Annotated in this window: 19 protein-coding genes; 8 read left to right on the top strand and 11 right to left on the bottom strand. The window is 72.6% G+C overall.

What is annotated here, in order from left to right:
• Window positions 1-51 precede the first annotated feature (51 nt).
• From sigJ to ACWC91_RS16540, 7 genes are all read right to left on the bottom strand, one after another.
• Window positions 52-957, bottom strand: coding sequence for an RNA polymerase sigma factor SigJ (gene sigJ / locus ACWC91_RS16570; RefSeq protein WP_225076682.1), 906 nt, complete (start codon window positions 955-957; stop codon window positions 52-54).
• A gap of 110 nt (window positions 958-1,067) precedes the next feature.
• Window positions 1,068-2,369, bottom strand: a complete 1,302-nt coding sequence (locus ACWC91_RS16565) for an alpha/beta fold hydrolase (protein WP_450641647.1) — start codon at window positions 2,367-2,369, stop codon at window positions 1,068-1,070.
• Between the two features lie 108 nt (window positions 2,370-2,477).
• Window positions 2,478-3,518: a LacI family DNA-binding transcriptional regulator gene (locus tag ACWC91_RS16560; protein WP_225076684.1), complete on the bottom strand. Its 1,041-nt coding sequence runs from the start codon at window positions 3,516-3,518 to the stop codon at window positions 2,478-2,480.
• Between the two features lie 333 nt (window positions 3,519-3,851).
• Entirely contained in the window at window positions 3,852-4,937 is a 1,086-nt protein-coding gene (gene rhaS, locus ACWC91_RS16555; RefSeq protein ID WP_450641649.1) for a rhamnose ABC transporter substrate-binding protein, read from the bottom strand.
• A gap of 42 nt (window positions 4,938-4,979) precedes the next feature.
• A complete protein-coding gene (locus ACWC91_RS16550; protein WP_450641650.1) occupies window positions 4,980-5,993 on the bottom strand; it encodes an ABC transporter permease in 1,014 nt (337 codons plus the stop codon).
• A complete protein-coding gene (locus ACWC91_RS16545) occupies window positions 5,986-7,026 on the bottom strand; it encodes an ABC transporter permease (RefSeq protein ID WP_450641652.1) in 1,041 nt (346 codons plus the stop codon). The genes ACWC91_RS16550 and ACWC91_RS16545 overlap by 8 nt, the downstream gene beginning before the upstream one ends.
• Window positions 7,023-8,537: a sugar ABC transporter ATP-binding protein gene (locus ACWC91_RS16540; protein WP_450641654.1), complete on the bottom strand. Its 1,515-nt coding sequence runs from the start codon at window positions 8,535-8,537 to the stop codon at window positions 7,023-7,025. Before ACWC91_RS16540 ends, ACWC91_RS16545 begins: the two co-directional genes overlap by 4 nt.
• Window positions 8,538-8,825: 288 nt before the next feature.
• Here ACWC91_RS16540 and rhaI point away from each other — a divergent pair, with 288 nt between their 5' ends.
• The 6 genes from rhaI (at window position 8,826) to ACWC91_RS16510 (ending at window position 16,639) form a co-directional block, all read left to right on the top strand.
• Window positions 8,826-9,986 (top strand): L-rhamnose isomerase, encoded by a 1,161-nt coding sequence (gene rhaI, locus ACWC91_RS16535; RefSeq protein ID WP_450641655.1) that lies wholly within the window; start codon window positions 8,826-8,828, stop codon window positions 9,984-9,986.
• 66 nt (window positions 9,987-10,052) lie between these two features.
• On the top strand, window positions 10,053-12,092 hold the full coding sequence (locus tag ACWC91_RS16530; RefSeq protein ID WP_376500366.1) for a bifunctional aldolase/short-chain dehydrogenase: 2,040 nt from the start codon (window positions 10,053-10,055) through the stop codon (window positions 12,090-12,092).
• Window positions 12,089-13,552 (top strand): rhamnulokinase, encoded by a 1,464-nt coding sequence (locus tag ACWC91_RS16525; protein WP_450641657.1) that lies wholly within the window; start codon window positions 12,089-12,091, stop codon window positions 13,550-13,552. Before ACWC91_RS16530 ends, ACWC91_RS16525 begins: the two co-directional genes overlap by 4 nt.
• Window positions 13,553-13,707: 155 nt before the next feature.
• Window positions 13,708-14,460, top strand: coding sequence for a (Fe-S)-binding protein (locus ACWC91_RS16520; RefSeq protein ID WP_225076692.1), 753 nt, complete (start codon window positions 13,708-13,710; stop codon window positions 14,458-14,460).
• Window positions 14,457-15,959 (top strand): lactate utilization protein B, encoded by a 1,503-nt coding sequence (locus ACWC91_RS16515; RefSeq protein WP_450641659.1) that lies wholly within the window; start codon window positions 14,457-14,459, stop codon window positions 15,957-15,959. Before ACWC91_RS16520 ends, ACWC91_RS16515 begins: the two co-directional genes overlap by 4 nt.
• Window positions 15,956-16,639, top strand: a complete 684-nt coding sequence (locus ACWC91_RS16510) for a LutC/YkgG family protein (protein WP_376500363.1) — start codon at window positions 15,956-15,958, stop codon at window positions 16,637-16,639. Before ACWC91_RS16515 ends, ACWC91_RS16510 begins: the two co-directional genes overlap by 4 nt.
• 33 nt (window positions 16,640-16,672) lie before the next feature.
• Here ACWC91_RS16510 and ACWC91_RS16505 read toward each other — a convergent pair whose 3' ends face one another.
• Window positions 16,673-17,038 carry a cupin domain-containing protein gene (locus ACWC91_RS16505; protein ID WP_141355574.1) on the bottom strand — a complete coding sequence of 122 codons (366 nt, stop codon included), beginning with the start codon at window positions 17,036-17,038 and terminating at the stop codon, window positions 16,673-16,675.
• Window positions 17,039-17,262: 224 nt separating this feature from the next.
• On the opposite strand from ACWC91_RS16505, the gene ACWC91_RS16500 reads away from it, so the two are divergent.
• The gene (locus tag ACWC91_RS16500) at window positions 17,263-18,180 is read left to right on the top strand and encodes an aminoglycoside phosphotransferase family protein (protein ID WP_450641661.1); all 918 of its coding nucleotides are present in this window, start codon (window positions 17,263-17,265) and stop codon (window positions 18,178-18,180) included.
• A 249-nt stretch (window positions 18,181-18,429) separates the two neighbouring features.
• Here ACWC91_RS16500 and ACWC91_RS16495 read toward each other — a convergent pair whose 3' ends face one another.
• Window positions 18,430-19,110, bottom strand: coding sequence for an ABC transporter ATP-binding protein (locus ACWC91_RS16495; RefSeq protein WP_450641662.1), 681 nt, complete (start codon window positions 19,108-19,110; stop codon window positions 18,430-18,432).
• Window positions 19,107-20,225, bottom strand: a complete 1,119-nt coding sequence (locus ACWC91_RS16490) for an FtsX-like permease family protein (protein WP_450641663.1) — start codon at window positions 20,223-20,225, stop codon at window positions 19,107-19,109. The genes ACWC91_RS16495 and ACWC91_RS16490 overlap by 4 nt, the downstream gene beginning before the upstream one ends.
• A 117-nt stretch (window positions 20,226-20,342) precedes the next feature.
• On the opposite strand from ACWC91_RS16490, the gene ACWC91_RS16485 reads away from it, so the two are divergent.
• On the top strand, window positions 20,343-20,930 hold the full coding sequence (locus ACWC91_RS16485; protein ID WP_225076699.1) for a TetR/AcrR family transcriptional regulator: 588 nt from the start codon (window positions 20,343-20,345) through the stop codon (window positions 20,928-20,930).
• 56 nt (window positions 20,931-20,986) lie between these two features.
• On the opposite strand, the gene ACWC91_RS16480 is transcribed toward ACWC91_RS16485, so the two are convergent.
• Window positions 20,987-22,012, bottom strand: coding sequence for a cytochrome c oxidase assembly protein (locus ACWC91_RS16480; RefSeq protein WP_450641664.1), 1,026 nt, complete (start codon window positions 22,010-22,012; stop codon window positions 20,987-20,989).
• Window positions 22,013-22,355 lie beyond the last annotated feature (343 nt).

The raw sequence follows: 22,355 nt of genomic DNA, 5'->3' as shown, positions 1-22,355 counted from the left end.
CCTGTCAGGGCCGTCGCCCGCCGGGCAACCGAATTCCCGGTCCGGGACCGCTCAGTCCTCCCGGGCGGCGGCCAGGTCCAGGTGCCCGAGCCGTTCGGGGTCGGCCAGGATGTAGATGTGGGTGATCCGGCCGCCGGAGACGACGACGCCCATGACCGACCGCGGCCCGCCCTCGGGGGCGTTGGCCACCCCGACCGAGCCGTTGACCAGCACCAGGCGGGCCGTCCCCGCGTACCGCGCGAAGGTGAGCGCCTGGGCGGCCACCGTCCTGGCCCCGTGGACCACCTTGGAGGCGGCCGCGCCGCGGACGAGCGCGCCGGAGTCGACGCGCAGCACCACGTCCGGGTGGAGGACGGCCACCAGCGCCTCGAAGTCGCCGCCGCGCGAGGCGGCGAGGAAGGCGTCGAGCACCTGCCTCTGCCGCGCGAGGTCGGCCTCGGCGGACGGGGTGGCGCCCTGCACCCGGCGGCGGGCGCGGCTGACGAGCTGCCGGGTCGCCGGGGCGCTGCGCTCCACGATCGGTGCGATGTCGTCGAAGGGCACCGCGAACAGGTCGTGCAGCACGAACGCCAGCCGCTCGTCGGGCTGAAGCGTCTCCAGGACGACGAGCAGGGCGAGCCCCACCGAGTCGGCGCGGACCGCCTCCTGCTCCGGGTCGGCCGGCGTCAGGGGCCGGATCACGGGGTCCGGCACGAAGGTGTCGTCGATCGGCTCCTCGCGGCGGGCGTTGCGTGCCCGCAGCAGGTCGAGGCAGACCCGGCCGGTCACGGTGGTGAGCCAGGCGCCGAGGTTCCGGATGGCGCCGGTGTCCGTGCGGGTGAGCTTCAGCCAGGTCTCCTGGACGGCGTCCTCGGCCTCGGGCACCGAGCCGAGCATGCGGTAGGCCACCGCCCGCAGCTGCCCGCGGTGCTCCTCGAAGCTCCGTGCCAGGACTTCCTCGTCAGCCACGCCGGACATGTCCTTCCCACCCCGTTCCCCGTACGCCGTTCCCCCGGAACGTCCCGAGCACCGAGCATCCTAGGGTGCTGGGTCGCGGACGCGGACCGGCCGGCGCCGCCGATGTCACGTCACACGTCGCCGCGGACGAGCCCGAGCAGCCGGTCCAGGACGCGGGGTCCGCCGGCCCGGACGCCGTCGTGCTCGAACTCGTCGGTGACCCAGGTGCGCAGGCCTCGGATCGCGCGGGCGGTGCCGAGGGCGTGGGCGGTGTCGACGTACATGTCGTCGTGGTACACGGCCGCGGCGACCGGGACCTCGTTGGCGGCCAGGCGGGCGGGGTCGTACAGGGGCCGCCAGTCGGTGCGGGCGGCGAGCAGGCCGGCGGTCTCGCGCAGCGGGCGCAGCGCCGGATCGCAGTCGAACATCCAGGGGTGCACGGTCTCGCCGGTGAACAGCACCGGCCCGTCCCCGGCGAGAGCCTTGGCGGCGTCGAACTGAGGGAACTCCGCGCGCACCCGCTCGGCGGACCAGGCGGTGGGGCGGGTGTCCTGGCCGTAGATCGCCTCGTGGACGAGGGCGTACAGCGGGTGGCCGGCGTACGACAGAAGGCCCTGCGCCTCCTCCTGGAAGGCGTCGGACAGTTCCAGGCCGTTCGGGGTGCGGACGAAGGCGTGCTCGAGGAGGAAGTGCAGGCGGTGGCTGCCGTCGCCGCCGCCGAGCATGATGCCGAGCGACTGGAAGGCCTCGACGGTCAGCCGGTAGCCGTTCGGGAGCACCACGTCGTGGGTGAGCAGGTGGTCGGCGATGCGGCGGGCGCGGTCGACGTCCTGCGGGTAGCGGGCGTAGTGGGCGGCGACCTTGCGCTCGATGCGCGGGTAGGCGGCCCGGTAGACGTCGTCGGCGTGGGCGTCGAGGGAGGGCAGGCCGCCGGTGATCAGGGCGGCGGCCATGCCCTCGGGGTGCGTCGACAGGTAGTTCACGGTGCAGAAGCCGCCGAAGCTCTGCCCGAGGACGGTCCAGGGCGCGCCGCCGGTCACCCCGGGACGGATCGCCTCGCAGTCGCGGACGATCGAGTCGGCGCGGAAGTGCGTGAGGTAGTCGGCCTGTTCGGCCGGGCCGCCGCGCAGCGGCAGGGTCTGGCGGTTGGCGGGCGTGGAGTGGCCGGTGCCGCGCTGGTCGAGGAGCAGGACCCGGTAGTCCTCCAGGGCCCGGCCCAACCAGGCCTGCCGTCCGATGAAACGGTTCGCCCCGAAGCCGGGACCGCCCTGGAGGTAGACCAGCCACGGGAGGTCCCGGCCGGCCTTGTCCCGTGCGACGGCCTCACGTGCGTAGAGCTCGATCGTCTCCCCGGACGGGTCGTCGTGGTCGAGCGGCACGGTGAAGGTGCGGTCGGTGAGGACGACGCCGGGGTGGCGGTAGCTGACGGTCAAGGGTTCTCCCGGGACGGAGGGTTTACGGCCGCGTCCCAGTTCAGCACATGTTCCTCCGCCGCCTGACCACGGGGATCAGGAATTCGTACTGCACACGCGGTGAACGAGTCACTGGGCGGCAGGTGGGCGCCCGGGCAGGCTGGAGCTGCGCACCACCAGCTCCGGCTGGAGCACCACCCGCCGGTGCTCGTGCACCGCCGGCGCTCCCGGCGCCTCGGTCTCCTCCAGCAGCAGCTCCGCCGCCAGGGCGCCCATGGTGACCGCGGGCTGGCGGACCGAAGTGAGCGGCACGGCCGCGGCGGCGGCGAACTCGATGTCGTCGTAGCCGACGATGGCGAGGTCGTCGGGGACACGGACCCCGGCCGCGTACATGGCCTGCAGCACGCCGAGGGCGAGCAGGTCGTTGGCGCAGAAGACGGCCGTGGGCCGGTCGGCGAGGCCGAGGAGGCGGGCGCCCGCGTCCCGTCCGGCGGCCACGTCGAGACGCTCGGTGGGCAACTCGCGCAGCGCGTCGGGGCCGAGACCGGCCTCGGCGAGCGTGTTCAGGGCGCCGGTACGGCGGTCGCGGACCTGGTTCAGGCCGGGCGGGCCGCTGACGTACGCGAGGGAGCGGTGCCCCGCGTCCACCAGGTGCCGTACCGCCAGCGCGCCGCCCGCCACGTCGTCCACGGAGACCGAGCACTCGGTGGCGCCCTCGGCGACCCGGTCGACCAGTACGAAGGGGATGCCGTGGCGGCGGAAGGCGGCGATGTTGCGGCCGGTGGCGTCGGCCGGGGTGAGCAGGACGCCGCGCACCCGCTGTTCGGCGAAGAGAGACAGGTACTCGGCCTCCTCCCCGGGACTCTGCGCGCTGTTGCAGACCATCACGCCGAGCCCGGCCGCGCGGGCCGCCCGTTCGGCGCCCCGGGCGACGTCCACGAAGAAGGGGTTGCCCATGTCGAGGACGAGCAGCCCCATGATCCGGCTGCGGCCCGCGCGCAGCTGGCGCGCGGACTCGCTGCGGACGTAGCCGAGCCGGTCGATCGCGGACTGCACCCGGACCCGGGTCTCGGTGGCGACGGTCTCCGGACGGTTGATGACGTTCGAGACCGTGCCCACGGAGACACCGGCGGCGCGTGCGACGTCCTTGATACCCACCGATGGGGCCATCGGGCGGAAACCTCCAGGGATGCGGGGGGCGGCGGGCGAGCCTTCACATTACCGTCATGGCCCCGCGCGTCCGAGCGGGTCGGAGGGGGGCCGGATGCGGGTCGGGCAAGGGGGAGGACCTCGTTGCGGGGGTTTCATCCCCTCCTCCGGGCGGGTGCCGCCCGGAGGCTAGTGCCGCGGCAGGCAACGTTTGCCCGTAAAGGAGCGGCGTCCGGTGCGTGCTCTCGGCGTGCCGGCCGGAAGTCCTCGTACTGGATGTACTTGGGCTTTCGGGCGGTGCGGCGAGAGTGCGTGCCGGGCGTCGCGACGGGGCGAACGTTGCCTGTCGGGGCACTAGAAGTCGAACTGGTCGATGTTCTTCGCGTCGAAGACGGTCGGCTTGCCGAGGTTGATCAGACCGTCCTCGCCGATCGTGTACGACCCCATGGCGCCGGCCTTGAAGGTCTCGCCCTCCTTGCCGGTGATCTGCCCGGAGGAGAGGGCGACCGCGGTGTACGCGGCCAGCTCGCCGAGCTTGGCCGGGTCCCACAGCTCGAAGGCCTCGACGGTGCCGTTCTTGACGTACTTGCGCATGTCGTTGGGGGTGCCGAGGCCGGTCAGCCTGACCTTGCCCTTGTACTTGGAGCCGGACAGGTACTGGGCGGCGGCCTTGATGCCGACGGTGGTCGGGGAGATGATCCCCTTCAGGTTCGGGTACTGCTGGAGCAGACCCTGGGTCTGCTGGAAGGACGCCTGCGCGTCGTCGTTGCCGTAGGCGATCTTGACCAGCCTGACGTCCTTGTACTTGGGATCCTCCAGCTCCCGCTTCATGTAGTCGATCCAGGTGTTCTGGTTCGCCGCGGTCTGCGCGGCGGACAGGATCGCGATCTCGCCCTTGTAGCCGATCTGCCGCGCGAGCAGTTGCACCTCGGTGCGGCCGAGGTCCTCGGCGGACGCCTGTGAGACGAAGGCGTTGCGGCAGTCGGGCTTGGTGTCGGAGTCGTAGGTGACGACCTTGATGCCGTTCCTCATGGCCTGCTTCAGCGCGGTGCACAGGGCGCCCGGGTCCTGCGCGGACACGGCCATCGCGTCGACCTGCTGCTGGGTGAGGGTGTTGACGTAGGAGACCTGGCCGGAGGTGTCGGTGGCGCTGGACGGTCCGACCTCCTTGTACTTCTCGCCCAGTTCCTCCAGGGCCTTCCTGCCGCCGTTGTCGGCGGAGGTGAAGTAGGGGTTGTTGACCTGCTTGGGCAGGAAGCCGACGGTCAGGCCCTTCTTGGCCGGGGCGTTCGGGTCGGCCTCGCCGGCCGAGGAGGCGGCCGCGCCGCCGTCCTTGCCCACGTCGTTCTTGGTGGTGCCGCCGCAGGCGGTGGCGGCCAGGGCGAGTGAGGTCGCGGCGGCGAGGGCCGCGCAGGTGCGGCGGATCGTCGGCTTGCGCATGGTGAACGTCCTTTACGAGGGTGGCGAGGTGGGCGGAGCGGTTTACGAAGTCGGCGTGGACGCCTGCGACTCGGGCGCCGGAGAGGCTCGGCGCCGGTCCCTGGCGACGGAGATCTGGCGTGCGACCCGCGGGCCGAGGACGGAGACGACGAGCAGCGCGCCGGTGACGACGATCTGCGACTGGGCGGAGACGTTCAGCAGGCTCATCACGTTCTGCGACGCGCCCAGCAGGAGGACACCGGCGACGGCGCCGCCGAGTGTGCCCTTCCCGCCGTCGAAGTCGATGCCGCCGAGCAACACCGCGGCGACGACGGAGAGTTCCAGCCCGGTGGCGTTGTCGTAGCGGGCGCTGGCGTAGTGCAGGGCCCAGAAGACGCCGGTCAGGGCGGACATGAAGCCGGTGGCGACGAACAGGACCAGCTTGTCGCGCTTGACCCGGACGCCGGCGAACCGGGCCGCCTCCTCGCCGGCGCCGATCGCGAACAGCGATCGTCCGAAGGGGGTGGCGTGCAGGGTGACCACGGCGATGGCCAGCAGGAGCAGGAACGGCAGGAACGCCTGCGGCAGGAAGGTGTTCCCGACCCGTCCGGCCGCGAAGTCCAGGTACGGGGTGGGGAAGTCGGTCACCGCGTCGGAACCCAGCACGATCTGTGCGATGCCCCGGTAGGCGGCGAGCGTGCCGATGGTCACCGCGAGGGACGGCAGTCCGAGCCTGGTCACCAGCAGGCCGTTGACCAGGCCGCACACCGCGCCGAGCAGCAGACACAGCGGGATGATCGTCTCGATCGCCATGCCCTGGTTCCACAGGGCGCCCATCACCGCGCCGGACAGACCCGCGGTGGAGGCCACCGACAGGTCGATCTCACCGGAGACCACGAGGAGGGTCATCGGCAGGGCGATCAGCGCGATCGGCAGGGTGTTGCCGATCAGGAACGACAGGTTGAGGGCGTTGCCGAAGCCGTCGACGAAGCCGAAGGAGAACAGCAGGACCACGACGAGCAGGGCACCGACGACGGTGTCCCAGCGCACGGCACGCGAGAGGTCGAAGTCAGCCATGGCGGGCGTTCCTCTTCTTCAGGGCCGACGCCACGCGCAGCGCGACGACGCGGTCGACCGCGATGGCGAGCAGGAGCAGCAGACCGTTGATCGCCAGCACCCAGACGGAGCTGACGCCGAGGGCGGGCAGCACACTGTTGACGGAGGTCAGCAGCAGAGTGCCGAGGGCCGCGCCGTACACGCTGCCGGAGCCGCCGGTGAAGACCACGCCGCCGACCACGACCGCGCTGACGACGGTGAGTTCGTATCCGCTGCCGGTGCCGGAGTCGACGTTGCCGAACCGGGCCAGGTACATCGCCCCGGCCAGACCGGCGAGGCCGCCGCAGAAGGTGTAGGCGGCCAGGACGCGCTTGCGCACCGGGATGCCGGCGAGCCGGGCGGCCTCCGGATTGGAGCCGAGCGCGTACAGCTCGCGGCCGCTGCCGTAGTGCTTGAGGTAGTACGCCGCCGCCACCAGGACGGCGAGGGCGATCAGCGCCGGGTACGGCACCGTCCCGATCCCGCCGGAGCCGAAGTCGACGAAACCGCCGGGCAGGTCGGCCGCGGTGATCTGGCGGGAGCCGACCCAGACGGAATCGACACCGCGGATGATGTAGAGCGTGCCGAGGGTGACGACGAGCGCGGGCACCTGGCCGAGGCTGACGAGGAGCCCGTTCAGCAGGCCGAAGCCGGTACCGAGGAGCACCGCCAGGATCACCGCCACCACGGGGTTGCCGCCGCCCTGCAGCCAGGTACCGACGGCGAAGGCGCTGATGCCGAGCGTGGAGCCGACCGACAGGTCGACGTTGCGGGTGATGACGACCAGGGACTGGCCGGTGGCGACCAGCACCAGGATGGTCGCGTTCAGCAGCAGGTCCTTGACGCCCTGCTCGGACAGGAACGCGCTGTTGCCCGCCTGGGCGACGGCGATCAGCGCCAGGAGGACGACCAGGATGGCGAGTTCGCGCATCCTGAACACGCGGTCGACCAGCCGGGTGCCACTGGATCGGTGCGCCTCGGCGGCGGAGGCGGGCTTGGGGGCGGTCGCGGTCACGCGGCCCTCCCCGTGGCTGCGGCCATCACGGCTTCCTCGGTGGCGTCGGAGCGGGGGATCTCGGCGGTCAGCCGGCCCTCGTGCATCACGAGCACCCGGTCGGCCATGCCGAGGATCTCGGGCAGGTCGGAGGAGATCATCAGGACGGCGACCCCGTCGGCGGCCAGTTGACCGAGCAGCCGGTGCACCTCGGCCTTGGTGCCGACGTCGATGCCGCGGGTCGGCTCGTCGACGATGAGCACCTTGGGACCGGTGGCGAGCCACTTGGCGAGGACGACCTTCTGCTGGTTGCCGCCGGAGAGCGTGGAGACGGTGTCGGCGATCCGGGCGTACTTGACCCGGAGCCTGACGGCCCAGTCCAGGGAGCGGCTGCGTTCCGCGCCGCGGTCCATCAGGCCGGCCCTCACCGTCGTACGGAGTCCGGTGAGGCCGATGTTGCGCTCGATGGACATGTTCATCACCAGGCCCTGGGCGCGCCGGTCCTCGGGGACCAGGGCCAGCCCGGCGGCCATCGCGGTGGACGGGGCGCCGTTGGTGAGCCGGCGTCCGTCGACCTCGACCTCGCCGGCGTCCCAGCGGTCGATGCCGAAGACGGCGCGGGCGACCTCCGTGCGCCCGGCGCCGACCAGTCCGGCGAGGCCCACGATCTCGCCGCGCCGCACGTCGAAGGAGACATCGGTGAAGACGCCCTCTCGGGTCAGCCGGCGCACGGTGAGCGCGACTTCGCCCGGTGCCACGTCCTGCTTGGGGTAGAGCGCGTCGAGGTCGCGGCCGACCATCCGCCGCACGAGGGCGTCCTCGGTCATGCCGTCCAGCGGCTCGACGGCGATCCGGACGCCGTCGCGCAGGGTCGTCACCCGCCGGCAGATCTCGAAGATCTCCTCCAGACGGTGCGAGACGAACAGCACCGCGGCGCCCTGGTCGCGCAGGGCGCGCACGACGTCGAAGAGGCGGGCGACCTCACTGCCGGTCAGGGCCGCGGTCGGCTCGTCCATGATCAGGACGCGGGCGTCGAAGGAGAGCGCCTTGGCGATCTCCACGATCTGCTGGTCGGCGATGGACAGTCCGCGTGCGGGACGGTCGGGGTCGAGGTCGACGCCGAGGCGTCCCATCAGGGCGCGGGTGGCCACGTGGGTGGCCTTGTGGTCGAGACGGCCCAGGGCCCGCCGGGGCCCGCGGCCCATGAAGATGTTCTCGGCGATCGACAGGTCGGGGAAGAGCGTCGGTTCCTGGTGGATGACGGCGATGCCGGCGTCGCGGGCGTCGCCCGGGCCGTGGAAGACGACGGGCTCGCCGTCGAGCAGCACCTGGCCGGCGTCGGGCCGGTGCACCCCGGCCAGGGTTTTGATGAGGGTCGACTTGCCCGCGCCGTTCTCCCCGGCGAGGGCGTGCACCTCTCCCGGAAGCAGCTCCAGGGACACGTTCCTGAGGGCACGCACCGCACCGAAGGACTTCGAGATGTCCCTGAGCGCCAGCACCGGGGCCGGACCCGTGTCGGACGGGTGAGTCATGGGGGCTCCTCGACGACGCCGGCGGAAGGGCCGCCCCGCGTCGTGAAAGGTTTCAACTCGGTTGCCGGGACGTTAGGCAAGGAGCCGACGGCACGTCAATGGGTGCGGATCGAAAACATCACGGGATCGAGGACCAATGGGATTACGGAGGGCCGCCCGCACCCGAAGGGTTGACACCCCCGTCGGCGACTCATAGCTTCCACTCCTGAATCGTTTCACGAGAGGCTGTCCAGATACCCGCCAAGGCCTGTCAGCAGACTTTCGACCCGACGTCACAGGAGCCCTGAAGTGACCGAGCTCGCCGCGGTGAAGGCCGCCCTCAAGACCCAGGCCGTCGAGACGCCGTCGTGGGCGTACGGGAACTCGGGGACCCGCTTCAAGGTGTTCGCGCAGGCGGGCGTGCCGCGTACGCCGTGGGAGAAGGTGGACGACGCGGCCCAGGTGCACGCCGTCACCGGCGTCGCGCCGGCCGTCGCGCTGCACATCCCGTGGGACAGGGTCGACGACTACGCGGCGCTCGCCCGGCACGCCGGGGACCGCGGTCTGAAGCTGGGCGCGATCAACTCCAACACCTTCCAGGACGACGACTACAAGCTCGGCAGCGTCTGCCATCCGGACGCGGCGGTGCGGCGCAAGGCGGTCGACCACCTGCTGGAGTGCGTCGACATCATGGACGCCACCGGATCGAGCGATCTGAAGCTCTGGTTCGCCGACGGCACGAACTACCCCGGCCAGGACGACGTGCGGGGACGGCAGGACCGGCTGGCTCAGGGGCTGGCCGAGGTGTACGAGCGGCTCGGCGAGGGGCAGCGGATGCTGCTGGAGTACAAGCTCTTCGAGCCGGCCTTCTACACCACGGACGTCCCGGACTGGGGAACGGCGTACGCATACTGCCTGAAGCTGGGACCGAAGGCGCGGGTCGTGGTGGACACCGGGCACCACGCCCCGGGCACGAACATCGAGTTCATCGTCGCCGCCCTGCTGCGGGAGGAGAGGCTCGGCGGGTTCGACTTCAACTCCCGGTTCTACGCCGACGACGACCTGATGGCGGGCGCGGCCGATCCCTTCCAGCTGTTCCGGATCATGTACGAGGTGGTGCGCGGGGGCGGGTTCACGTCCGAGGTCGCGTTCATGCTCGACCAGTGCCACAACGTCGAGGCGAAGATCCCGGCGATCATCCGGTCCGTGACGAACGTTCAGGAGGCGACGGCCAAGGCGTTGCTGGTGGACCGGACCGCGTTGTCCGCCGCACAGGACTCCGGGGATGTGCTCGAGGCCAACGCCGTGTTGATGGACGCCTACAACACGGACGTGCGGCCGTTGCTGCGCGAGGTGCGGGAGGAGATGGGACTGGACCCCGAGCCTCTTGCGGCGTATCGCCGGTCGGGGTGGGCGGAGAAGATCGTCGCCGATCGGGTGGGGGGCCGGCCGGCCGGGTGGGGGGCGTAGTTCCGGGAATCGTCCGCCGAATACGCCTCCTTGCCCTGCACTCCCCTCTCCTGAAGGGAACCCCGTATGTCACTTCACCCCGAAGCCACCGCCCTTCTCGCCCGGTCGCATCGGCTCGGCGCCGATCCCCGTAACACCAACTACGCGGGCGGCAACGCGTCCGCGAAGGGCACCGGCACCGATCCCGTCACCGGCGCCGACGTCGAGCTGATGTGGGTGAAGGGGTCCGGGGGCGACCTCGGGACACTCACCGGGGCCGGGCTCGCCGTGCTGCGGCTGGACCGGCTGCGCGCGCTGAAGGACGTCTATCCGGGTGTCGAGCGCGAGGACGAGATGGTCGCCGCGTTCGACTACTGCCTGCACGGCAGGGGAGGTGCGGCTCCCTCCATCGACACCGCCATGCACGGGCTGGTCGGCGCCCCGCACGTGGACCATCTGCACCCCGACTCCGGTATCGCCCTCGCCTGTGCCGCCGACGGGGAGAAGCTGACCGCCGAGTGCTTCGGGGACCGTGTGGTGTGGGTGCCGTGGCGGCGGCCCGGGTTCCAGCTGGGGCTGGACATCGCGGCGGTCAGGGAAGCCAATCCGCGGGCGATCGGCTGTGTGCTCGGCGGACACGGGATCACCGCGTGGGGCGCGGACTCCGAGGAATGCGAGCGCAACTCGCTGCACATCATCCGCACCGCCCGGGACTTCCTCGCCGAACGCGGGAAGCCCGAGCCGTTCGGGGCGGTCGTCGCGGGCTACGAGGCGCTGCCCGAGGACGAGCGGAAGGAACGGGCCGCCGCCCTGGCGCCCCACGTGCGCGCGATCGCCTCGCGGGACAGGGCCCAGGTCGGGCACTTCAGCGATGCGCGCGTCGTGCTCGACTTCCTCTCCCGTGCCCGGCATCCGCGGCTCGCCGCGCTCGGCACCTCCTGTCCCGACCACTTCCTGCGGACCAAGATCCGGCCCCTCGTGCTCGACCTGCCGCCGACGGCTCCGCCGGCGCAGGCGATCGCCCGGCTGAAGGAGCTGCATGCCGAGTACCGCGAGGAGTACACCGCCTACTACCGGAGGCACGCCCTGCCCGACTCCCCCGCGATGCGCGGCGCGGACCCGGCCATCGTGCTCGTGCCGGGCGTCGGCATGTTCTCCTTCGGCAAGGACAAGCAGACGGCCCGGGTGGCGGGCGAGTTCTACGTCAACGCCGTCAACGTCATGCGCGGCGCGGAGGCCGTGTCGGCTTACGCGCCGATCGAGGAGTCGGAGAAGTTCCGAATCGAGTACTGGGCGCTCGAGGAGGCCAAACTCCGGCGGATGCCCGCGCCGAAGCCCCTCGCGACACGCGTCGCACTCGTCACCGGCGCGGGCAGCGGCATCGGCAGGGCGATCGCGCGGCGGCTCGTCGACGAAGGCGCGTGCGTCGTGGTCGCCGACCTGAACGCTCGCAACGCCGCCGCCGTCGCCGAGGAACTGGGCGGACCCGACAAGGCGGTCGCCGTGACGGTGGACGTGACGGACGAGGAGCAGATCGCGGGTGCCTTCGAGGCGGCGCTGCTCGCCTTCGGCGGGGTGGACCTGGTCGTCAACAACGCCGGCATCTCGGTCTCCAAGCCGTTGCTGGAGACCTCGGCCGAGGACTGGGACCTCCAGCACGACATCATGGCGCGCGGGTCGTTCCTGGTCTCGCGGGAAGCGGCGCGGGTGATGATCGCGCAGGGACTGGGCGGCGACATCGTCTGCATCGCTTCCAAGAACGCCGTGTTCGCCGGGCCCAAGAACATCGCCTACTCGGCCGCCAAGGCCGACCAGGCGCATCAAGTGCGGCTGCTGGCAGCCGAGTTGGGTGAACACGGGATCCGGGTCAACGGGGTCAACCCGGACGGGGTCGTACGCGGCTCCGGGATCTTCGCGGGTGGCTGGGGCGCGCAGCGGGCCGCCGTGTACGGAGTGCCGGAGGAGAAGCTCGGCGAGTTCTACGCCCAGCGGACGCTGCTGAAGCGGGAGGTGCTGCCCGAGCACGTCGCGAACGCCGTCTTCGCGCTGACCGGCGGGGAGCTGACCCACACCACGGGGCTGCACGTCCCGGTCGACGCCGGCGTCGCGGCCGCCTTCCTGCGATGAGCCCGGGCGTGAAGGCGTACGCCGCCGTCGACCTCGGCGCGTCCAGCGGCCGGGTCATGGTCGGCCGGGTCGGCCGCGACCGGTTGGAGCTGACCGAGGCGCACCGCTTCCCCAACCGGCCGGTGCGGCTTCCCGAGGGTCTGCGCTGGGACGCGCTCAGCCTCTACGCCGGGGTGCTGGACGGGCTGCGGGCGGCGGGCCGGGTGGATTCCATCGGCATCGACGGCTGGGCCGTGGACTACGGCCTGCTCGACGCGGACGGCGCCCTGCTCGGCAATCCCGTCCATTACCGCGACGCGCGCACCGAGGGCGTGGCGCGGAAGGTCTGGGCGTCGATGCCGGCCGCCGAGCTGTACGCGGCGACCGGCATCCAGTACGCGCCCTTCAACACCCTGTACCAGCTGGCGGCGGCCCGCTCCTCTCCCCAACTCGCCACCGCACGACGTCTGCTGCTGCTCCCCGACCTGCTGACGTACTGGCTCACGGGCGAGCAGGGCACCGAACTCACCAACGCCTCGACCACCCAGCTCGTCGACCCGCGCACCCACGACTGGTCGTACGAGGTCGCGGCCCGGCTGGGCATCGACCTGGACCTGTTCGCGCCGCTGCGCCGGCCCGGGGATCCGGCGGGCGTGCTGCGGCCCGAGGTGCTGCGGGAGACCGGGCTGAGCGGGCCCGTGCCGGTGACGACCGTCGCCTCGCACGACACGGCGTCCGCCGTGGCCGCCGTGCCCGCCGTGCCCGCCGGCGGGGAACGCTTCGCGTACATCTGCACGGGCACCTGGTCGCTGGCCGGCCTGGAGCTGGACGCGCCGGTGCTCACCGAGGACAGCCGCGCCGCCAACTTCACCAACGAGCTCGGGCTCGACGGCACGGTCCGCTACTTGCGCAACATCATGGGGCTGTGGCTGCTCCAGGAGTGCGTACGGGCCTGGGGCGACCCGGACCTGGGCGAGCTGCTGCGAGAGGCTGCCGAGGTGCCCGCGCTCCGGTCGGTCGTGGACGCGGGCGACGCCGCCTTCCTCGCGCCGGGCCGGATGCCGGAGCGGATCGCGGCGGCCTGCCGGGCCTCCGGTCAGCCGGTGCCCCGCTCCCCCGCCGAGTTCGCCCGCTGCGTCCTCGACTCCCTCGCCCTCGCCCACCGCCGGGCGGTCGCCGAGGCGCGGCGGCTGGCCGACCGGCCCGTCGACGTCGTGCACATCGTGGGCGGGGGCGCCCGCAACGCCCTGCTGTGCCGGCTGACCGCCGACGCCTGCGGGCTGCCCGTGGTCGCCGGGCCGGCCGAGGCGGCGGCCCTCGGCAACGTCCTGGTGCAGGCCCGGACGCACGGACTCGTCGGCGACCGGGCCGGGATGCGGACCCTGCTCGCCCGGACACAGCCGCTCGTGCGGTACGAGCCGGGCGGCGACGCGGCGGCCTGGCGCGCGGCCGAGGACCGGCTCACCGCCGTCACGCCGTGAGCCGCCGCTTCGCCGGGCCGGGAGTCCGCGGTCCTCGCCACGCCGGAAACGGAGACTCCCGTCGGGCCCCTCGCCCGACTGCTCCCCCACTACGCTGAACTGCGTGTGGGAGGTGCCCCCATCACTCGTCCGCTGACCGACCACGAGGAGCCGCGATGCGTGTCGCTCTGTTCCTGACCTGCGTCAACGACACGCTCTATCCGGACACCGGGCGCGCGGTGGTGAGACTCCTGACCAGGCTGGGCGTGGAGGTGGACTTCCCGATGGCCCAGACCTGCTGCGGACAGGCGCACTACAACACCGGGTACCGGCGCGAGGCCGAGCCGCTGGCCCGGCGTTTCGCCGATGTCTTCCGGGACTACGAGGCGATCGTGACCCCGTCCGGTTCCTGCGGTGCGATGGTGCGGGAGCTGTATCCGCGCATGGGCGCGCGGGCACGGGCCGAGGGGCGCGGGGGCGGCCTCGCGGACACCCTGGCCCCGGTGGTGCCCAGGACGTACGAACTGACGGAGTTCCTGGTGGACGTGCTCGGGGTGACGGACGTGGGCGCGTACTACCCGCACACGGTGACCTATCACCCGACCTGCCACGGGCTGCGCAGCCTGGGCCTGGGCGACCGTCCGCTGCGGCTGCTGCGCGCGGTGAAGGGGCTGGAGCTGCTGGAGCTGCCGGGGGCCGAGGAGTGCTGCGGTTTCGGCGGCACCTTCGCGGTGAAGAACCCCGACGTCTCGGCGGCGATGGGCGCCGACAAGGTGCGCAACGCCGAGTCGACGGGCGCGGAGGTGCTGTGCGCGGGCGACAACTCGTGCCTGATGCACATCGGCGGCACGATGACCCGCCTCGGGACACGCATGCGGCCGGTGCACATTGCGGAGATCCTGGCCGGCACGGAGGAGGAGGCGGCATGAGCGCGACGTTCGTGGGAATGCCCGGCTCCCCGGCGTTCCCGGCGTTCCCCCGGGCCGCGCACGACGCCGTGCGCGACACCACCCTGCGCGGCAATCTGCGCCACGCCACCCACACCATCCGCGCCAAGCGGGCCGCGGCCGTGGCGGAGATGCCGGACTGGGCGGCGCTGCGTGCGGCGGGACGGCAGATCAAGGACCACACCCTGCGTCATCTGGACTGGTATCTGGTGCGGGTGGAGGAGGCGGTCACCGCGGCGGGCGGCACCGTCCACTGGGCCGCCGACGCCGACGAGGCCAACCGGATCGTGGCCGGACTGGTCAAGGCCACGGGCGAGAGCGAGGTCGTCAAGGTCAAGTCGATGGCCACCCAGGAGATCGGCCTCAACGAGGCCCTCGAGGCCGAGGGCATCCGGGCCTACGAGACCGATCTCGCCGAGCTGATCGTGCAGTTGGGCCACGACCGGCCCTCGCACATCCTCGTGCCCGCGATCCACCGCAACCGCGGCGAGATCCGGGACATCTTCCGCTCCGAGATGAGCCGGTGGGGCCGCCCGGCCCCCGAGGGCCTCACCGATACGCCCGCCGAACTCGCCGAGGCCGCGCGGCTGCACCTGCGGGAGAAGTTCCTGCGCGCCAAGGTCGGCATCTCCGGAGCCAACTTCGTCGTCGCCGAGACGGGCACGCTGGTGGTGGTGGAGTCCGAGGGGAACGGGCGGATGTGCCTGACCCTGCCCGAGACGCTGATCTCGGTCGTCGGCATCGAGAAGATCGTGCCCACCTGGCGCGACCTGGAAGTCTTCCTCCAGACGCTCCCCCGCTCCTCGACGGCCGAGCGGATGAACCCGTACACGTCCATGTGGACCGGCACCGCCGACGGCGACGGGCCCGGGACGTTCCACCTGGTGCTGCTGGACAACGGCCGCACCGACACCCTCGCCGACGAGGTCGGCCGCCAGGCCCTGCGCTGCATCCGCTGCTCGGCCTGCCTGAACGTCTGCCCGGTCTACGAGCGGGCCGGCGGGCACGCCTACGGCTCGGTCTACCCCGGCCCGATCGGCGCCATCCTCAGCCCCCAACTGCGCGGCACGGCAAGCGAGATCGACGCCTCCCTGCCGTACGCGTCCTCACTGTGCGGCGCCTGCTACGAGGTGTGCCCGGTGGCCATCGACATCCCCGAGGTGCTGGTCCACCTGCGCGAACGTGTCGTCGAGGGGGGCCCGGCCACGCGCGCGGGCAACAAGGTGCTCCTCAAACCGGCCAAGGGGCACGCCGCCGAGCGCGCGGCCATGCGCGCGGCCCGCTGGGCCCTGACCCGCCCCGGTGCGCTGCGCGGGGGCCAGCGGCTCGCCTCCCGCACCCGCCGCTTCCACCCCCGCACCCTGCCCGGCCCCGGCCGGACCTGGACCGGCACCCGCGATCTGCCGCCGGTGCCGGCGGAGCCGTTCCGCGACTGGTGGCAGCGCACGCACGGCGGACCCGGCGGAAAGGACGCGAAGTGAGCAGCAGGGACCGGATCCTGGGCCGGGTGCGGCGCGCCCTTGCGGACGTGCCGCCGGACGACGCTCCCCCACCAGTGCCCGGACGGCCCGGGAGGCACCCCCGGTACGAGCGGGAGGTCTCCCGCGACTATCTGCGGCAGCACGGTGACCGGAGCACCGGGGAGACGGTGGACCTGCTCGCCGAGAACCTCACCGACTACCGGGCGATCGTGCACCGCTGCGACGCGGAGGAGCTGCCCCGGCTGATCGCCCACCTGCTCGGCGAACGGGGCTCGAACACCGTCCTGGTGCCGCCCGGACTGGAGCAGGGCTGGCTGACCGCCATCGAGGTCACCCTGGTCGCGGACCGGCCGGACAGCACCCCGCACGAACTCGACCGCGTCGACAGCGTCGTCACCGGCTGCGCTGTCGCCGTCGCCGAGACCGGCACCCTCGTCCTGGACGGATCCCCCGACCAGGGCCGGCGCCGGATCACGCTCGTCCCCGACCACCACATCTGTGTGGTGCGCGTCCCGGGCCAGGTCGTCTCCTCCGTGCCGCAGGCACTGGAGCGCCTCGACCCGGCCCGGCCGCTGACCTGGATCTCCGGCCCCTCCGCCACCAGTGACATCGAACTGGACCGGGTGGAGGGCGTGCACGGGCCGCGCACCCTGGAGGTGGTGCTGGTGAGCGGTGAGTGACGCCGTCCGGCCATGTCCTGTCCGTCCCGGCGTCTACACCCCGCCCGGCTTCGCGTACCGCTGTGCCATGGGCCCCGCGAAGTCGTACAGCACGACCTGCTCGTCGCCCACGACCCAGGCGTCGTGTCCGGGCGAGCAGACGAAGGCGTCGCCCGGACCCACCTCGGCCTCGCCGCCGTCGTCCATGGCCAGGTGCATGCGGCCCTGTACGACATAGCTGTTGTGGTGGACCAGGCAGCTGCGCGTCCCGGCGATCGGGCCGACCGACTCGGACCAGCGCCAGCCCGGTTCGAAGGTGGCCACGGCGAAGTCGAGTCCCGTGAGGTGGACGGCTTCGAGGTGGCCCCGTGGGAAGTCGCGCCGCTCGTCCGGCTTCTCGACCGTCTTCACTTCCAGCATGACGGTGATCTCCCTTGCCGTTGATCCCTGCGGCCGGGGCCGGTCTCCGTCCCCGCGCGAGGCGCACGGTACCGGCGGGGGCCGAGCCCCGCGCTCTCATCGTCTCCCCGCCGAATGGCCCTCGCCATTCGGCTCCCGCGGACGGGCACGGCTCCGGGACGGGTCCGGGCCGCCGGGCGAAAAGAGTTGACCGGACCACGGGACACCTCGTTCGATGGCTGCCCATGTGTGCCGACACCCTGTGCCGGGATCAGCCGGACTTCGACGACTCACTCGTACGGCGGCTGATCGCCGCTCAGTTCCCGCGGTGGGCCGGGCTTCCCGTCCGGCGGGTCGGCTCCGCCGGCACCTCCAACGTCATGTACCGGCTCGGCGAGGACATGGTCGTACGGCTGCCCCGCACCGCCGGGGCCGCCGGGGACGTCGAGAAGGAGCACACCTGGCTGCCCCGGCTCGCGCCGTCGCTGCCGCTCGCCGTGCCCGCACCGCTGGGCATGGGCGCGCCGGACGAGGGCTGCCCTTGGCCCTGGTCCGTCTACCGGTGGATCGACGGGGAGATCCCGGCCGCCGGCGCCGTCGCCGAACCGCGCCGGCTGGCGACGGACCTGGCGCGGTTCGTCACCGCGCTGCACCGGATCGATCCCGCGGACGGACCGCCCTCCTACCGCGCCGAACCCCTGGCCGCGCGGGACGCCGCGACCCGCGAGGCCATCGCCGCGGTGCGGGGCGCCGTCGACCCGGACGCGGCCGAGGCCGCCTGGGACGAGGCACTGCGGGCACCGGATCCGGACGGGCCGCCGGTGTGGATCCACGCCGATCTGCAACCCGGGAACATGCTGCTGGCCGGGGACCGGCTGTGCGCGGTGATCGACTTCGGCTGCCTCGGTCTGGGGGACCCCGCCGTCGATCTCCTCGCGGCGTGGTACGTGGTGCCGGACACCGCACGGCCGCTCTTCCGCACCGCCGTGAACGTGGACGACGCGACGTGGGCACGGGGACGCGGCTGGGCCCTGTCGGTCGCGCTCGTGGAACTGTCGTACTACCGCGACAGCAACCCCTTCATGGCCCGCGTCGCCCGGCACGTCATCGCCGAAATCCTGCTCGACCACCATGCCGCGCGGGCCGGCTGCCGGCCGCGGTGACGGCGGTGTCGGCGTCCCGCCGGGGCACAGCTCCGTCCGGACCGCCGTCCGAGACGTGGTCCGGACGGCGCGGCGGCGCCGGGCCGTCCGCGGGCGCTGCCGCGGGTCCAATCCAACGGCAGCGGCGCGGGCGTCCGCTCCGGGTGACCGCTCCCACCGTGTGCGAAGGGCCCGGCCCCGTCCGCCGGAAGCCGGGTCGGCGCCCCGGATCCTGAAGGGGCTGGTGACACGGTGGTCAGCGGCGGCTTCTCAGGCCGCCGACCGAGAGCCGGCCCGCAGGGCGGCCATGTCGACGATGCGGTCTGCCGCCTCCTCCACCACCGGGTCGTGGGTGGCGACCACGGTGACACAGCCGTACCGGTGCGTCGTCTCGGCGAGCAGGGCGACGATGCCGGCCGCTCGTTCACGGTCGACCGCGGCCGTGGGTTCGTCGACGAGCAGCAGTTCCGGTTCGAGCAGAAGGGCGCGGGCGATCGCGATGCGCTGCCGCTCCCCGCCGGACAGCTCGTCGGCGCGATGCCGCAGCCGGTGCGCCAGGCCGACTTCCGCGAGCAGTTCCTCGGCGCGTGCCCGGACGGCGCGCCGTGAGCGGCCGGCGACGGACGCGGCGGCGAGCATCTGTTCGAGCGCGGTGAGGCCGCTGATCAGGTTGCCGCTCTGGAACACGTAGCCGACGCGGTCGCGGCGCAGGCGGGCCTGTTCGGCCGAGGTCAGCCGGGCCAAGTCGCTGCCACCCAGCAGCACCTGCCCCGAGTCGGGCCGCAGCAGCGCCCCTGCGACCGCGAGCAGCGTGGACTTGCCCGACCCGGACGGGCCGACCAGTGCGGTCAGGGCCGCGGGCGCGAAGGCGGCGGTCAGGTCGCGCAGGGCGGTGGTACGGGACTCTCCGCGGCCCAAGGTCACGGTGACATCGCGCAGTTCGAGGCTCATCGGCCGGCTCCCAGCATGGTCATCGGGTCGACGGTGGTGACTTTGCGGAGCGTGACGGCGGTACCGGCGAGCCCGACGAGCCCGACGGTGGCCATGGTGGCGGTGAGGGAGGCACCGGGGAGGCTGAACGGCACCTCGGTGCCGACCAGCAGTCCCAGACCGGCGGCGAGCGCCGCCCCGATCGCCGTGCCGGCGCCGACGACGACCGCGGCCTGGGCGAGGGTGTGGCCCAGCAGCCGGAGCCGGGAGGCGCCCATGGCGCGCAGCAGCGCCAGTTCGGGCCGCCGTTGCACGGTCCATACGGCGAAGAAGGCGCCGACGACGAGCGGGGCGATGGCGTACAGGAACGCCTGGATGGAGGTCATGGTCACGCGCTCGCCCGTGTAGCCGGGCGCGGCGGCGTAGGCGTCCGCCACAGCGAGCGTGCGGGTGCCCAGCGCCCGGTCGGCGGCGGCCAGGTCCGCATCCGGGCCGGCCTTCACAGCGACGGCGCTGTACTGCTGCGGTGGTTCGGCGGTGGAGATCCGGGCACCGGGTGTGGCGAACCGGATCCGCTGCCAGGTCTCTACGGGCAGATAGGCGACGGGCACGTGGCCGTAGGAGGAGCGGCCCGTGGTTCCGGTGACCTTCAGGCCGATGCCCAGGCGGTCGACGTTGAGGGTGTCGCCGACGCGCACGCCGTCCTTGACCAGTTGCCGCGAGACGACGATGCCGGACGGGGAGCCGGCCGAGAGGCCGGCGCCGGAGGTGGTACCGGGGTCGAGGAAGGAGCCGGGTTCGACGCCGAAGGCGGCGAAGTCGACCTCGACCTTGCGGTCCGTGGTGCCGCGGGCGATGGAGACGCCCAGCGGGGTGGCGTCGACGCCCTCCCGGGCGCGCCAGCCGTCCAGGTCGGCACGGCCGACCAGACTGCGGGCGAACTGGTCGGAGTCGGCACCACGGGCGAAAGCGAGGTGGGTGGCGGGGAGCCTGCGCAGCGCGGAGATCGTGTCGTCGCCGAGTCCGGTGGTGAAACCGGTGACGACGCCGACGAGCGCGGCGACCAGGACCACGACGCTACCCATGAGGAGAAAGCGGCCACGGGCCGCCTTCAGTTCAAGCAGGGCCAAGTACACGGGGCATGCCTTCCGGGCAATCTTAGGGACATGATGTCGCCAAGATAGATGATGGCGACGCAGTGTCCCCAAGTGGGGGTGTCCGCGGTGTCCGTCAGGGCTTCTACACTGGCCTGCGTGCCCAAGATCCGTGCCGCCTCCGTCGCCGACCACCGGGCCCAGCAGCGCAGGGCACTGGTCGCCGCCGCACGGCAACTGCTCCAGGAGGGCGACGCCTCGGCGGTCACCTTCGCAGCGGTGGCGGCACGTACGGGGCTGGCGCGCAACAGCGTCTACAAGTACTTCGCCGACCGCGGCGAACTGCTGGCGGAGGTCGTGCGCGAGGCGACGCCCCGCTGGACGGTCCGCATCCGGGAGGAGATGGCCGAGGCACGTACGCCCGTCGAACGCGTGGCGGCCTATGTGCGCGCGCAGCTGATCCTGGTACGGGACGGGGAGCACCGGATCGCCCAGGCCCTGGCGGGCGACCGTGACGCGGCCGTCCTGAGAGAGGGTGCGGCCGAGGCGCATGCGCGGATCCTCGAACCCCTGATCACCACACTGGCCGAGCTGGGCGACGACGACCCGCACCGCACGGCACGCCTGCTGCAAGGCCTGGTGAACGCTGCGACGACGGCCCTGGAATCGGGCGACGACTTCGACGCGGTGACACGACGCGCGGTCCTGCTCGCCACGGGCGCCGTGGCCGCCCTGGCCGAGGCGTAGGCCCCGCCCCTCGGCGGAGGACCGGGGCCGCGGACTCCTCGGCGGGTGGAACGGGGTCAGCCGGTGCCGCGCTGCCGCCTGATCCTGTCGGCCACCTCGTTCTGCTCGGTCTCCCACCAGGGGCGGACGAGCGCGGGCGCGGACGCCGGCACCTGTTCGCCTGCTTGCCGGGACGGTACGGCGACGCGGGCGAGTTCCTGGTCGAGGCGGCGGTCGAGGGCGGCGTTCTGGACGCGTTCGGCGCGCGCCCACTGCACCAGGATCGCCAGGATGAAGGGGAGCGCGACCAGTTCGGCGATGCTGAGCATCGCGCCGCCGCCGATCTGCTGGTCGTGGTGGACGTCCGTGGCCCAGGAGGGCGCGTGGTACTGGTACCAGGCCCCCGCGATCAGCGTCCCGTGGGTCATCACCACGACGCCCGGCACCGCGTCGACGATGCCGTCCAGGAACACCAGCGCGGCCCGCACCGGATGGGTGCACCAGGACGGCAGCGCCCGCTCGTGGGTGAGCACCGGGACGACGAACAGACAGCCCGCGGTGAGCAGATGCAGGTACATCAGCTCGTGCAGCCAGCCGACGCGCAGCGCGGTGGCGAAGTACGGCGTGAAGTACACGACGAGCTCGCTGGCGAGCACGAGGGCCGTACTGACCAGGGGAAAGGTGAGCACCCGCACCAGCCGCCCGGCCATCGCCCTGCGGACCCGCTCCGCCCTGCCCTCCGGCAGCGCCTCCACGGCGAGCCGCAGCGGGTCGCCGAGAGCCAGGCCGAGGGGCGCGACCAGGTCGAGCAGGATGTTCTGCACGGCGGCGGGCCAGAACAGGACGTGGTCGTACACGGCCAGCGCCGACATCGTGGCCACCACCAGCGTGCCCAGTCCGAGCAGCGCGAAGGCGGCGGTACGGGCGGGCGGCCAGCTCCTGCCGCGTCTGCGCAGCCGCAGCACGCCCCAGCCGTACAGTCCGGCCAGGACGGCCACCACGGCCAGCGCCGGGACGTCGGCCTGCCACGAGGACAGCAGACGACCGAGGGTCGGCTCGGCGAGTTGCCCGGCCGACAGTTCGGTCACCGCCTCAGGAATCATGCGTATCGCTCTCCATCAGCCCACAGGGGACGAGTCGGTTCATGTCCCCTGCGGACGGTAGTCGCCGGCGGCCGCTCCCGGGACGGCGGGGTGAGGGCGTCCGGCGCGTCGCGTCAACACGGCACCACGGCCCGGGACGGACCGCCCAACCGGCCGAACCGCCTGGAAGCCGGACATCCCGGGGGTGCGACACGGGCCGGGCGGGCCGCCCCCGAGGGCGTCGTCGCGCCCCCTGGCCGGGAGACGACTTCTCACGGATTCCTCACCGTGGCCTTACCGCGACGATCCGCCTCCGGCATCCGTGCGAATCACTCAAAATCGCCCTGAACTGCAAACGTCCGCC

The organism is Streptomyces sp. NPDC001204, assembly GCF_053598035.1.
The sequence above is the reverse complement of the archived record's forward strand: the minus strand, read 5'-3'. Positions and strand labels throughout refer to the sequence as shown.

What these genes read in the sequence shown, in the direction of transcription:
- ACWC91_RS16530 (WP_376500366.1), top strand. Translation starts at nt 10,053, where the DNA reads ATGTCACTTCACCCCGAAGCCACCGCCCTTCTCGCCCGGTCGCATCGG.
- sigJ (WP_225076682.1), bottom strand. Translation starts at nt 957, where the DNA reads ATGTCCGGCGTGGCTGACGAGGAAGTCCTGGCACGGAGCTTCGAGGAG.
- ACWC91_RS16525 (WP_450641657.1), top strand. Translation starts at nt 12,089, where the DNA reads ATGAGCCCGGGCGTGAAGGCGTACGCCGCCGTCGACCTCGGCGCGTCC.
- ACWC91_RS16515 (WP_450641659.1), top strand. Translation starts at nt 14,457, where the DNA reads ATGAGCGCGACGTTCGTGGGAATGCCCGGCTCCCCGGCGTTCCCGGCG.
- rhaS (WP_450641649.1), bottom strand. Translation starts at nt 4,937, where the DNA reads ATGCGCAAGCCGACGATCCGCCGCACCTGCGCGGCCCTCGCCGCCGCG.
- ACWC91_RS16520 (WP_225076692.1), top strand. Translation starts at nt 13,708, where the DNA reads ATGCGTGTCGCTCTGTTCCTGACCTGCGTCAACGACACGCTCTATCCG.
- ACWC91_RS16495 (WP_450641662.1), bottom strand. Translation starts at nt 19,110, where the DNA reads ATGAGCCTCGAACTGCGCGATGTCACCGTGACCTTGGGCCGCGGAGAG.
- ACWC91_RS16480 (WP_450641664.1), bottom strand. Translation starts at nt 22,012, where the DNA reads ATGATTCCTGAGGCGGTGACCGAACTGTCGGCCGGGCAACTCGCCGAG.
- ACWC91_RS16540 (WP_450641654.1), bottom strand. Translation starts at nt 8,537, where the DNA reads ATGACTCACCCGTCCGACACGGGTCCGGCCCCGGTGCTGGCGCTCAGG.
- ACWC91_RS16500 (WP_450641661.1), top strand. Translation starts at nt 17,263, where the DNA reads ATGTGTGCCGACACCCTGTGCCGGGATCAGCCGGACTTCGACGACTCA.
- ACWC91_RS16505 (WP_141355574.1), bottom strand. Translation starts at nt 17,038, where the DNA reads ATGCTGGAAGTGAAGACGGTCGAGAAGCCGGACGAGCGGCGCGACTTC.
- ACWC91_RS16560 (WP_225076684.1), bottom strand. Translation starts at nt 3,518, where the DNA reads ATGGCCCCATCGGTGGGTATCAAGGACGTCGCACGCGCCGCCGGTGTC.
- ACWC91_RS16550 (WP_450641650.1), bottom strand. Translation starts at nt 5,993, where the DNA reads ATGGCTGACTTCGACCTCTCGCGTGCCGTGCGCTGGGACACCGTCGTC.